General features: G+C 61.4%; 10 protein-coding genes. All 10 read left to right on the forward strand.

Annotation, left to right across the window (positions count from 1 at the left end):
- Nucleotides 1-127: 127 nt before the first annotated feature.
- The 10 genes from ACLBKR_RS21670 (at nucleotide 128) to ACLBKR_RS21715 (ending at nucleotide 12964) form a co-directional block, all read left to right on the forward strand.
- Nucleotides 128-922, forward strand: a complete 795-nt coding sequence (locus ACLBKR_RS21670) for an ABC transporter substrate-binding protein (protein WP_414902229.1) — start codon at nucleotides 128-130, stop codon at nucleotides 920-922.
- 67 nt (nucleotides 923-989) lie between these two features.
- Nucleotides 990-2507 carry an amino acid ABC transporter permease/ATP-binding protein gene (locus ACLBKR_RS21675; protein WP_113486388.1) on the forward strand — a complete coding sequence of 506 codons (1518 nt, stop codon included), beginning with the start codon at nucleotides 990-992 and terminating at the stop codon, nucleotides 2505-2507.
- Nucleotides 2508-2615: 108 nt separating this feature from the next.
- Complete coding sequence (locus ACLBKR_RS21680; protein WP_414902180.1) at nucleotides 2616-2768, forward strand: hypothetical protein; 153 nt, start codon at nucleotides 2616-2618, stop codon at nucleotides 2766-2768.
- 58 nt (nucleotides 2769-2826) lie between these two features.
- Entirely contained in the window at nucleotides 2827-3954 is a 1128-nt protein-coding gene (locus tag ACLBKR_RS21685) for an NAD(P)/FAD-dependent oxidoreductase (protein WP_113486390.1), read from the forward strand.
- A 397-nt stretch (nucleotides 3955-4351) separates the two neighbouring features.
- The gene (locus ACLBKR_RS21690) at nucleotides 4352-4894 is read left to right on the forward strand and encodes an RNA polymerase sigma factor (RefSeq protein WP_414902183.1); all 543 of its coding nucleotides are present in this window, start codon (nucleotides 4352-4354) and stop codon (nucleotides 4892-4894) included.
- Nucleotides 4895-4939: 45 nt separating this feature from the next.
- On the forward strand, nucleotides 4940-6019 hold the full coding sequence (locus ACLBKR_RS21695) for a FecR family protein (RefSeq protein ID WP_414902185.1): 1080 nt from the start codon (nucleotides 4940-4942) through the stop codon (nucleotides 6017-6019).
- A 136-nt stretch (nucleotides 6020-6155) separates the two neighbouring features.
- Nucleotides 6156-8954, forward strand: coding sequence for a TonB-dependent receptor (locus ACLBKR_RS21700; protein ID WP_113446905.1), 2799 nt, complete (start codon nucleotides 6156-6158; stop codon nucleotides 8952-8954).
- Between the two features lie 126 nt (nucleotides 8955-9080).
- On the forward strand, nucleotides 9081-9824 hold the full coding sequence (locus ACLBKR_RS21705; protein ID WP_113446904.1) for a hypothetical protein: 744 nt from the start codon (nucleotides 9081-9083) through the stop codon (nucleotides 9822-9824).
- A gap of 13 nt (nucleotides 9825-9837) precedes the next feature.
- Nucleotides 9838-11667, forward strand: a complete 1830-nt coding sequence (locus ACLBKR_RS21710) for a type I secretion system permease/ATPase (RefSeq protein WP_113446903.1) — start codon at nucleotides 9838-9840, stop codon at nucleotides 11665-11667.
- Entirely contained in the window at nucleotides 11654-12964 is a 1311-nt protein-coding gene (locus ACLBKR_RS21715) for an HlyD family type I secretion periplasmic adaptor subunit (protein ID WP_113339948.1), read from the forward strand. Before ACLBKR_RS21710 ends, ACLBKR_RS21715 begins: the two co-directional genes overlap by 14 nt.
- Nucleotides 12965-13013 lie beyond the last annotated feature (49 nt).

The raw sequence follows: 13013 nt of genomic DNA on the forward strand, positions 1-13013 counted from the left end.
CCGGACGGTGTCTTCGGCTGCCGTCCGGGCGGGACCCTTGCGCTTGAAAACGTCGCAAACGAGACCACCAGAGCAGGAGAACGAACCCATGAAATTCCTCGAAGCGAAGTCTTATTCTATAGGCCGAATGCGGGCTGCCATGCTCGCGCTGGCTCTCTCCTTTACCGGCGTCACAGCCACGGCGGCGCTTGCGGAAGACAATCCCTACGGATTGATCGACCCGAACATCATCAGCGTCGGCACGATGGGCGATGCCAAGCCCTATACCTTCACCACCGCCGACGGCAATTTTACCGGCTTTGACATCGAACTGTTCCTGAACGTTGCAGAGCGCATTGGCTACAAGAAGGATCAGGTCGTATTCACCGGTCAAGAGTTCTCGGCCTTGATGCCATCCGTCGCGAACGGCCGTTTCGACGTTGCGGTTGCGGCTATCGGCACGACCGAGAAACGCAAGCAGACCGTCGATTTCTCTGACGGCTATCTCGCGGGCTATCTCTCGGTGCTGACGCCGGATGCGAAGATCACCAACGCCGAAGGCCTGAAAGGCAAGCGCCTCGGCGTCGTGCAGGGCACCCTGCAGGAGATCTATGCCGAGAAGAACTTCACCGGCGCCGATCTGGTCAAGTTTCCCGACAACAACTCCGCAGTCGTCGCCCTCAACAATGGCACGATCGATGCTCACTTCCTCGATTACGAGGCAGCAAAGGATTATACCGCCCGCCACACGGATCTGAAGGTCACCATCAACATTCCAAGCTTCGACGCACCGGCCGGTTTCGTGATCCGAAAGGGCAACGACACGTTCCGCGAAGCTCTGAACAAGGGGCTGCATGAAGCCATGCAGGACGGAACCTGGAAGACCCTCTACGAGAAATGGTTCCCCGGCTCGCCGATGCCGGCCGAATATCTTCCCAAGTGATATCGCCAGGTGATCCCGTTCGGCCCGGCGGCATGCCGCCGGGCCCCGCATTTCAAGGAAGAGCTTGATGAACTGGCTTGAAAATCTGCGTCGCAGTTTCCTCGACTGGAACGCGATGGCCGAGGTGCTGCCGACGATGATTGCGGTCGGCCTGAAAAACACCCTGATCCTCGCCGCCGCTTCCACCGTCTTCGGTGTGGTCATCGGCATGGTGCTGGCGATCATGGGGATTTCCCGATCGCCGTGGCTGCGCATTCCAGCGCGCATCTATACCGACATTTTCCGCGGACTGCCGGCGATCGTCACGATCCTCTTGATAGGGCAGGGCTTCGCCCGGATCGGCCGCGAACTTTTCGGCCCATCGCCCTATCCACTCGGGATCATGGCACTCAGCCTGATCGCGGGCGCCTATATCGGCGAAATCTTCCGTTCCGGTATTCAAAGCGTCGATCGCGGCCAGATGGAAGCCTGCCGCGCGCTGAGCATGAGCTATGGCCAGGGCATGCGGCTGATCGTGGTGCCCCAGGGAGTGCGACGGGTGCTGCCGGCGCTGGTCAACCAGTTCATCGGCAACGTCAAGGATTCGAGCCTCGTCTACTTTCTCGGCCTCCTGGCCTCCGAGCGTGAGATCTTTCGCGTCGGTCAGGATCAGGCGGTCGTCACTGGCAATCTCTCGCCGCTTCTGCTCGCGGGGATATTCTATCTCGTCATCACCGTGCCGCTGACCCATGTCGTCAATATGATTGACACGCGCCTGAGGCTCGGCAAGCAGAAACCGGCCGGCATCGCAAGCGGTCTCGAAGAGGTCGACGAACTCGACGGCGCAAAACGCATGGATCAGAAGCCGGGAGCGGGCTTCAAGGGCGGCAGCCTCGATGTGAGGAACCTCGGCATGGCCTATGGCGAGCTGGATGTGCTGAAGGGCGTGGACCTTTCGGTGCGCCCGGGTTCCGTCACCTGCATTATCGGACCCTCCGGGTCGGGTAAGTCGACGCTGCTGCGCTGCCTCAACCGTCTGGTCGAGCCGAAAGCCGGCGACGTGTTGCTGGATGGCGAGAGCATTCTTGCCATGAAGCCCGAAAAGCTCCGCCGCCGGGTCGGCATGGTATTCCAGCATTTCAATCTCTTCCCGGACCATACGGCGCTCGAGAACGTGATGCTGTCGCTGACCAAGATCAAGGGACTGCCGAAGGAAGAAGCCGAGCGCATCGCCAAGGCAAGGCTGGCGGATGTCGGCCTGGCAAGCCGCCAGCATCATCGCCCCAGCGGCTTGTCGGGCGGTCAGCAACAGCGCGTGGCGATTGCCCGGGCGCTCGCCATGGAGCCCGAGGTTATTCTCTTCGACGAGGTAACGAGCGCGCTCGACCCCGAGCTGGTGAAGGGCGTCCTCAACCTGATGGCCGATCTCGGCAAGCATGGCATGACGATGGTGGTCGTCACGCATGAAATGGGCTTTGCCCGGCGCGTGGCCGATCAGGTCGTGTTCATGGACGAGGGCCGCGTCGTGGAGGCAGGAACGCCCGAAGCGATCTTCGACCGTCCGCAGAGCCCGCGTCTCCAGCGCTTCCTGGCGGAAGTGCTCTGACCCAGCGATCAGCACATCAAAACCCGTATCTGCATGAAAGAAGGTGCGAAGTGACGCAGACGATAAGATGGGGACCGGGATCTTACCGGCGGCGGGCGGGAGGAAATCTTGATCGAGCCTGTCGACCAGTATCGCCTTCAGGCGGATGCCTTCGCGCATGCCGTCCTCACGGGCGAACTCTTGGAAACCGGCCTTGATGATGCCGTCGCCAGCATGAAGGCGATTGACGCCCTGTTCCGCTCGGCGCGGACCGGGCTTTGAGAAACTCCCTGATTACATCCAACCGCATTTTTGATCCGACAGACGAAAAGACAAGACCATGACAAACAAGATCTCCTCTGCAATCATCATCGGCGCCGGCATTTTCGGTGTCTCCACGGCGACCCAGCTTATTCGCCGCGGGGTGAAGGTAACCATCATCAACGATGGCTCTCCGGCCAATGGTGCATCCGGGCGCTCCCTTTCCTGGCTCAACTCGGCCCGCATGCGCTCGGAGGAATATCATCGCCTGCGCATGGCGGGTATCGACCGCTACCGCACGCTGTCGGCAAAGCTGCCCGATGTGGACTGGCTGCGCTTCGAAGGCGGCCTCACCTGGGATGCAGACAATGCCGGCAACGAGATCGACGCTGCCTATCGTCACGAGATATCGCTGGCCTATGATGCGCTGCATGTGCAGGGTTCGGAGATCGCCAAGATCACTCCCGGCATCGACGGTCGGGCGATCACCCCGCAGGGAGCAATTTTCAACCCCGGTGAAGGCTGGGTCGATCTGCCCATCCTGATCGATTATCTCCTCAAGGAGTTTTCGGCGCTCGGCGGTGTTCTGGTCACGGATCAGGGTGCGGCGTCGCCGCAGGTGGAAGGAGGTCGCGCCATCGGGGCCGTCACGGCTTCCGGCAAGCGGTTCGAAGCGGACGCCGTGCTGATCGCAACAGGCCCGGCGGTTCCACGCATGGCCTCCGATATCGGCGTGACTATCGGCGATGGAACGCCGATTGCCCTGCTCATCCAGACCAAACCGCTCGACCACCCGCTTCGCGCCGTCCTGAACACCCCCCGCGTCGCAATCCGTCCGGCGCCGAACGGTACCTTCTCGCTCGATGCGGACTGGGCGGCCGAAGAGGTCGAGGTCAGGGCGGACGGATCCTTTGCAGTGAAGGCCGAGACGTTGCAGGGCTTGCTCGAGGAAGCATCGAAAGTCATGGAAGGCAATCCGGTTCTGGAGGTCGCCTCCTATGGCGCAGGTCCGAAGCCCATCCCGGGGGACGGGGAACCGGTACTCGGAGAACTGCAGGGCGTTCCCGGTTGCTTCGTGGCCTTCAGCCATAGCGGCGCGACACTCGGCCTGTTTGTCGGCGAACTCATGGCCTATGAAATGGCAACCGGCGCCCGCCATCCAATGCTCGCCACGTTCCGGCCGGAACGCTTTGCCAGCACGGCCTGACTGCGGAGCGAAGCGCCGGTCGCTCTCCCTCCCGCCCGGCCTCGCCTTCCAATCACGAAAAATTGATCGCAGTCCTTGCCAGCCAAAGGGAAGCGCATTTTCTGCGAACGGACGGTACTTTCAATCGCCGAATGCGTTGATAAATATGATTAAATAACTCTACTTTTCTCGCGCCCACGCCCGTCGAGCTCCGAAGCAGCGGTGTAAATGCTTGGTATTGCCAAGAAATTTCGCGCCGCCTATGCGTTTGCGGCACGGAAAAACCTGCGGCACGCGAGAGGCGAGGTTCAGCAGGGTAGACATTCGGTATGGAACAGATGCCTCTCCATGTTTGGGAGCGGCATCGGACTTCGTTGGATAGGAAGGCGCGTTTGAGTGCTGTTCGGGAAAACGCCGGATGAACGAACGGCCCGACCTTCGCTTCGGCTTGTACACGACGCATCGTCCTGTACTCATCGACTACGCCAGCCGTCTGCTCGGTACGCGCGATGGCGCCGAGGACATCGTGCAGGAAGCGTTCCTGCGGTTCCTGCCGGCGACGACGAGTAATGACAGAGCCTTGCCGCCGAGGTCCTATCTGTTTCGCATCGTCCGTAATCTGGTGATCGACCGACATCGCCGGCGGAAACTCGAGGCGAGGCAGAGCGAGCAGGAGGCGCCGGACTGGGCGGCGCCGCAGGCCATTCCGACGCCGGAGGAATCCATTCTATTCTGTGAGAGTATGCGCCGCGCCATGGATATGATCGCCAGCCTGCCGGAGAAGCAGCGTATTGCATTGGAGATGGTCAGGTTTGGCGGATACTCCGTCGAGGACGTTGCAGCGCACTTGGGAGTGTCGCTGCGCACGGCCTACCGACTGGTGGAGGACGCGATGATCGCGGTTACCACCCGCCTGCGGCAGGATACCGACGATCTTCCTCCTGCCGGGGGAAAAACCTAATATGACGAGCACCGAGTTCGCCGCCTTTTCGCGCAGGCGCGGAAGATGAAACAGGAACATCGGCTCGATTGTTCGCTCTGGCCACAGGAAGAACTGAAGGAGCCTGCAAAGGAAACGACGTTGGGCAGCAAGGCAAAGACAGAAAGGGAACTGCTCGGCGAGGCGACGCGCTGGATCCTCCGGCTGCGCGGCCTTCCGGAAGATTCCCCCTTACGGATCGAGTTCGATGCCTGGGTGTCCACATCGCCAGATCATCGATCCGCCTGGGCGAGTGTCAATCAGGCCTGGAACGTTCTCGGCGCGGCTCAGCCTGCCTATGCCGACAGAAACTGGGCCGCTGCTGCGCCTGATGCGGCGCGTTCACCCTCGCGTCGTTCGCATGGAATTGCCCGGCGGCGGCTGCGCCGGCCGTTTGTCCTTGCCGCTTCCGTTCTTGCTGCCATCTGTCTTCTCTGGGTGTTCGTGCCGGTGATGCTAATCGACTGGCGTTCCGATTACCGCACGGCGGCGGGCCAGACGGAACTCGTCCGCTTGGCGGATGGCTCGACGGTTGAACTCAGCGGCAGCAGCGCCATTTCCACGCAGATCGTATCCGCGGAACGTCGCGTCAGGCTGCTTGCGGGGGCCGCCTTCTTTGATGTCGCCCATGACGAGGGACGGCCGTTTCGGGTCGATGCAGACGGCATCGAAGTGACGGTGCTGGGAACCGCCTTCGATGTCGAGGTCTCCAGTGCCTCCACCACGGTCGCCCTGTTGCGGGGCTCGATCAGCGCAGAGATGACGGAAAGCGATGACGCACCCGTTGTTCTCCACTCCGGCCAGGTTGCGGTCATCGATCACACCGACGGCAAGGTCACGGTCAAGGATATTGCCCTTGAGGATATCGGCGCGTGGCGGGACGGAAAGATCCTGCTCGAAGGAGTGACCGTCCGGGAAGCGATCGAGACCGTCCAGCGCTACCACACCGCCTGGATTGTCATGCCAGACAGTGAACTCGCCGAACGCAGGATCAGCGGTCTCTTCGACCTTGCCAATCCGGACAAGGCACTTGCCGCGATCGTCGGCCCCTTCGGCGGCAGGGTGCGCGCCATAACGCCGTTTTCTCGCGTGATTTCAGGCTTCTGATCGGTTGCAGAAGCAATCGCGCAAAAATTTCAGAAAAAACTTGAGTCTTTTTGGCAATTTTTCTGTGCCGCTCGTCTCTACTCATGGAAGCGCAGGGCATGACGTCCTGCGGGCATGATCGGAGACGGAAAGCAGAATGCGTATTGGGGGTAGGGTAAAGGGGTTGACGGCGGGCAGGGCGCTGGCATCGGGGACTGCCCGGTTGCTTGTCGGCGTAGCGGTGTGTGCGCTAACAGGCGCACCGGTCTTTCTTGCCGGAACATCTTTGGCACAGACCGCCGAGCCACAGATCCCGACACAGCCGGGCGCCCGTTCCTTCAATATTCTGGCCCAGCCGCTGACCGGCGCGCTGACGCAGTTCGGACGGCAGTCCGGCCTGCAGGTGGCCTTTCCAACAGAGGTTCCCAGGGGGTTACGGTCGAACTCGGTGGTCGGGGTCTTCACACCCCAACAGGCTCTTGCACGCCTGACGCAGGGAACGGGTGTGTCCTATCGCATCACATCTGAAGGCACGGTCATCATAACTGCGCCCCAGACCGCGAACGATGCCGGCGCAGGTGCGATCGACACGGGTGACGACACGGTCCTTGAGCCGATCGTCATTTCCGGAAAGACCGGACGCTATGTCGCGACGGGCTCAGGCTATCAGGGCACGCCTGACTGGGTCTATCAGGAGCCGGCGTCGGTCAGCGTCGTCTCACGCGAGGCTATCCAGGGTAGCGGGGGCCGCAACACGCGGGATCTCTTCAACAACATTTCCGGCGTCTATGCGGGGGAGGGCAATGGCAGCTTCCCGACAGTATCTCCCAACATCCGCGGTCTCCAGGATGCTGGGCGCGTCGTGGTCTCGATCGACGGTGCCCGGCAGAACGCCCAGCGCGGTCTGGGCTTCGGTGGAAGCGACGGCGGCTATCAGTCGGATGCGGGGCAGGCCTATGTCGACACAGCCTTCATCCGTTCGGTCGAGGTGGAAAAGAGCACCGACGCTTCGTCGGGCAATGTCGGTTCGCTCGGCGGTTCGGTCGATTTCCGCACGGTGGGTGCGGATGATCTAATCAGAGACGGCAAGAACTGGGGCATCGAGCTGAACGCCGCGCGCGGCGACAATGCCTATGATTTTCAAGGTTCTATCCTCGGAGCAGCCCGCCTTGGCGATACACCGTTTTCCGTGACCGGAGGCTACAGTCGCACCAGGCTCGGCGAATACGAAATCGGCGCAAACGGGGATTCGACGACGACGGAAGAAACGATGAGGAACCAGCTAGGCCGCGAAAGCTGGTCGTCACTGGTCAAGCTCGAGGGCGATTTCGGAGATGTCCAGACATCCCTTTCCTGGATGCATCAGGAAAACGAGTTCCTTTACGGTTCGTCCGGCGGCACCAGCCGCAATTTCGAAGACGTGCGCAATGACAGCGTTTCGGCGGAACTCAAATGGGATCCGGAAAGCGACCTGATCGATTTCACCGGCCGATTCTGGTTCAACGACGCCATGAACAACGAGATGCGGGAGGCACGAGATAACGGCACGCCCGACACTTTCATCGACGCAGGGATGAAAAGTTTCGGCGGTTCACTGGAAAATACCAGCCGCTTCGATACACCTGTTGGGGCGCTCAGCGTCAATTACGGTGCCGAGGCTTTTCGCGATATAGCAACCTCCAGCGCGTCGAGCGCGACCATCGACCTCAATCCCGATTGGGCCAGCAACTACACGTCCTTCAGCCCGGACGGTCGGCGCGATATGGCAAGCTTCTTCATCAACGGGGCGCTGGAGCCGGCGGACTGGGTCACCTTGCGCGCAGGGCTGCGTTATGACTGGTCGCGGCTGAAGGGAACGTCGACCTATTACAATCGCTATTCTTATACCGAAGTCATAGAAGTGCCCTGTGACCCACTTTCCAACCATTACACCGCGGCACAGTATTACGATAGCGTAATAGCGGTTGGCAGCAGTAATCCTCCTCCTCGGGCGATATTCATAAACGTCCTCTGGCCCAACAGCTTCGCTTCGCGATGCATGGCTGGTACGGGGCCGTCCGCAACCCAGCACAACCCTGTGACAGTCTATCCCTCATACGATGTCGAAATAGACCGTACCGACGATGCCTGGCTGCCTTCGGCCAGCATCGAGTTCAAGCCAGCCGACTGGTTCCGTCCCTTCGTCACATATTCCCACAGCTTCCGTCCGCCGACCATTCTCGAAACCTTCTTCTCCGGAGGTACCCCCGGTGACGGTGCACCGGGCACGGTCTTTGCGCCCAATGAGTGGCTGAAACCGGAACGGGCGCGTACGGCCGAAATCGGGGCCAACATTCTGCTGGACGACCTTCTGCAGGATGGCGATTCGCTGCGTCTGAAGGCTGCCGCCTTCTACCGCGAAGTGGATGATTACATCGTCCTCGGCTCCATCCTGACTCCAGGGGTAACGGACAGAAGCTACAATGGTTTCGTCAATTACGACGGCACCACCACCATGCGGGGCGTCGAACTGGAAGGAAACTACAACACCGATCGTTTCTGGCTCGGCGGGTCCATGACATTCCTCGATACGGAGTGGCCCGAAAAGACACAGGTCTTCTCCAATGGATCAATCACGACGGACGGCGAGGTCTTTGCGACCTCGGGTGCCGTAGCCCCGAGATTCAAGGTCACTCTTGACGCGGGCCTCAGGTTCTTCGAAACTCGTCTCTCCATCGGAGGTCGCCTGACGCATGTCACGCCAACCCAAAGCCGGAGCCTCGACGAAGACGGCAACCTGAGGGAGATTTCCGATCCCTATACCGTGGCCGATATCTACGCTTCCTACGCGCTGACCGAAAGCGCCACGCTCAAACTGGCCGTCAACAATGTGACGGACCGCAATTACATCCCGGCGACCAGTTCCTACACCGCGCCGGGAAGAACCTTCCTGGCGTCTCTCAACATGAGGTTCTGATGCAAGAAACCGGCAAGGATTTTTCAATGCGACGCAGTCTCCCCGAAACCGTTTCGGTTTTGCCCGGGGAGCACTGTCCGGGCTGAGATCCGGCATTTTTGCAACACCCATCCGAGGAGCAGACAAATGGCTGCAATCATTGAACTCACTTCGGCTTCTTCCAATCTGGAAGCTTACCTGACGAGTTGGACCAGCGGTTTCCAGACAAGCTACGGCGCGTTCTGGGACGAGGGCGCAGGCCTTGTGACCAACCCCGTGGCTGGCACGACCTATGAGCAATGGGGCAACGGCACTGCCGGCAGCAAGGGCATCTACCTCGAAGGCGAGGTTCAGTATGCACGCGGCAACCTGACCGGTACGGTCGACACCATCACGCTCGGCAGCGGCTTCAGCCAGTCCAACGCCAGCGGCTTCAGCGTCTCCGCCGAACTCGTCATCACGCCCGACAGCACCATCCCCGGCGCCGGGCAGGACTCGTTCGATTGGGCGATCTACGATCTGACGGTCAACGGTTCTCTTTCCAGCTTCTACGACTACCTCGGCGAAGTCGGCACCGTTATCGAAGACACCGCCGCCTCCAATGTTCTCGTCGGCTTCTCCGGTGCGGACACCTTCGTCTTTTCCGGCGGCGTGGACACGGTCAAGGCAGGTCCTGCCAGCACTTATGGCTATCAGGACGGAACGGATACGCTGGACGTATCGGCATGGGGGGTGACCTCGACCGCCGACATCTACTGGTACGATGACACGAACGGCGATGCCGTTATCGGCTCGCTGACAGACGCTTCCGTCGGCATCACGCTGGTCGGTGTCAGCTCCAGCGTTCTCGACGTGAGCGACTTCATCTTCGCTCCGGCGCTGGCCGCGTGATGACGGCGCGGACGTGCTGAGGAAACCGACATATGCGCCGCCGCTGTCTCTGACAGCGGCGGTCGTCTCGCCGCTGAGGCAATCGCTTTTTGCGATTGCCCTCATCAGTGGTGTCGTCAATATCCTGGCGCTGACCTCACCCCTGTTTATGCTGCAGGTCTATGACAGGGTGCTTTCTAGCGGCAGCGTACCGACGCTGGTGGGTCTCTCCGTGCTGGCGGCCGGGCTCTATCTGTTCCAGGCAGCGCTCGACATCCTTCGGGCGCGGGTTTTGCTGCGGATCGGGGAGCACTTCGACAACAAGCTTTCCGGCCGCGTCCATGACGCCGTCGTCAGGTTACCGCTTCTCGCCCGCATGCCGGGCGACGGGCTTCAACCCTTGCGGGATCTCGACAGCGTGCGGGGCTTCCTATCTGGAACGGGACCGACCGCCTTCTTCGACCTGCCGTGGATACCGCTTTATCTCGGCATCTGCTTTCTGTTCCATGTATGGATCGGCCTGACGGCGCTTTTCGGCGCAATCCTGCTCGTGCTCCTGACCATTTTTGCCAACACCCTGTCGCAGAAATGGGTGAGCGAAACTATCGCGCAGAACATGGCCCGCAACGCCCTTCTGGAAAGCACCCGCCGCAACGCCGAAGTGGTGGCCGCCATGGGGCTTGCAGGCCGGATGGAAACCCGGTGGCGCATTACCAACAACGCCTATCTCGCGGCGAACCGTCGGGCCGGTGATGTCGCCGGAGGCTTGGGCGGACTGTCGAAAACCATGCGTGTGATGCTCCAGTCGGCGATACTCGCGGTCGGCGCATGGCTGGTCGTCGAGCAGAAGGCGACGGGCGGCGTCATTATCGCCAGTTCCGTCATGATGGGCCGGGCTCTTGCGCCTGTCGATCTCGCCATAGCCAACTGGAAATCGTTTCTTCTGGCCCGGCAAGGCTGGTCTCGGCTCAAGGAATTGCTGTCCAAGGTTCCGGACCGACCGCCGGTAACCGCCTTGCCCGCGCCGGAGAAGGAGTTGCGGGTCGAAGCCGTCACCATACTCCCGCCCGGCGAGCGCAAGCCGACAGTTGCCCAGGTCGGTTTCACCATCATTGCCGGCAGCGCCCTCGGGATTATCGGGCCTTCCGGTTCGGGCAAGTCCACCTTGTCGCGCGCGCTCGTCGGCGCATGGTCTCCTACAGCCGGCAAGGTTCGCCTCGACGGCGCAAGCCTCGATCAGTGGGATCGGGAAACGCTTGGACGGCATATCGGCTACCTGCCGCAGGGGGTCGAGCTCTTCGACGGCACGATTGCCGAAAACATCGCCCGCTTCGAGGAAAGACCTGATCCGGAAGCCATCGTCGCCGCAGCGAAGGCGGCCGGCGCCCACGAACTCATCCTGCGGTTCGATGACGGCTACGAGACACGCATCGGGGAGGGAGGGTCGGCGCTTTCTGCCGGACAACGACAGCGGATCGGCCTTGCCCGCGCGCTGTTCCGCGATCCCTTTCTGGTGGTTCTCGATGAACCGAACGCCAACCTTGATGCCGATGGCGAGGCCGCCGTCGTGCAGGCGATTGCCGGCGTGCGTAACCGCGGCGGCATCGCGATCGTGGTCGCACACCGCCCCAGCGCGCTCGGCGTGGTCGATCAGGTTCTGGTGATGGAAAACGGTCGACAGACGGCGTTCGGGCCACGCGACGAAGTATTCGCGAAGGTGCTGCAGACGCCACCCGCACCCTCAAAGGGCTTTCCGGCAACCGGCTCTGCGCTCAAACCTCTGCGTGTGATCGCCAACCGGCCCGTGCCGGCGAAAGAAGCCCCGACAGGGCAGGAACAGGAGGAACCCGATGGCCGCCGCTGATGACAATCAGATCATCCGTTCGATCCGCCGCCACCTGGCGGCCGGGCTGGCGCTCGGCCTTGTCCTTGTCGGTGGGGCCGGCGGGTGGGCCGCAACGACCGAACTCGCCGGCGCCGTGGTTGCTTCCGGTTCGTTTGTCGTCGATTCCTATGTGAAGAAAGTGCAGCACCCCAAAGGCGGCGTGGTTGGAGAAATCCTTGTGCAGGAAGGCGCGCAGGTGCGGGCAGGGGACGTCGTCATGCGCCTTGACGCAACCCAGACCCGGGCCAGCCTCGCCATCGTCACTAAGCGCCTCGATGAGTTGACTGCCCGTCTGGCGCGCCTTGAAGCCGAACGCGACGATCTCGACGCGATCGACTTTCCCGACCAGTTGCTGGCCCGACGCGACAATCCGGACGTAGCATCTGCAATCCGCAGCGAGACGAGGCTGTTCGAGTTCCGCAGGGAGGCGCGTGCCGGCAAGAAGGCCCAACTTGGCGAACGCATCGCACAGTACGAACATGAGATCGAGGGTCTGAAGGCACAGGAAATCGCCTATGCCGATGGCCTCAGGGTTCTGCAGTCCGAGATCGTCTCGCAGGAAACCCTGCAGGAGAGGGGCGTCGTATCGGTCCAGCGGCTGAACAGCCTGCGAACGCAGGCCGCCACATTCGGCGGCGAGCGTGGTGAAAAAATCGCCTATCAGGCGCAGGCGCAGGGTCGCATCACTGAAACCCGGCTGCAGATCCTGCAGATCGAGCAGGACCTCAAGACGGAAGTCGGTCAGGAACTGCGTGAGATCCAGGGCCAGATCGGCGAATTCATCGAGCGCAAGACGGCAGCCGAGGACGAGCTGAAGCGCATCGATATCGTCGCACCCCAATCGGGGACGGTGCACCAACTCGCTGTGCATACCGTCGGCGGTGTCGTGTCGCCGGGTGAACCGATCATGCTCATCGTCCCGAAAGGGGAAGACCTAGCGCTCGACGTGCGCATACAGCCAAAGGATATCGATCAGGTACAACCCGGTCAGAAGGCCGTCCTGCGTCTTTCTGCCTTCAGCCAGCGGACCACGCCCGAACTCAATGGCCATGTCAGTCGCGTCGCCGCCGATCTTTCGACCGACGAGAAGAGCGGATTGACCTACTATCTCGTGCGTCTCTCCATCAGCCACGAGGAGATGCAGAAGCTAGGGGGACTGACCCTTGTGCCGGGGATGCCCGCAGAAGCGATGATAAAGACCGGCGACCGCACGGCGCTTTCCTATCTCGTCAAACCGATCAGCGATCAGATCAACAGAGCGTTTCGCGAGGAATGACTGAGCCACACCGCCCGCCGATCGAACGATAACAAACCCCACATTCGAG

It is taken from the genome of Paenirhizobium cremeum, from assembly GCF_047553425.1.
In the GTDB taxonomy this organism is placed as follows: Bacteria; Pseudomonadota; Alphaproteobacteria; order Rhizobiales; family Rhizobiaceae; genus Allorhizobium; species Allorhizobium cremeum.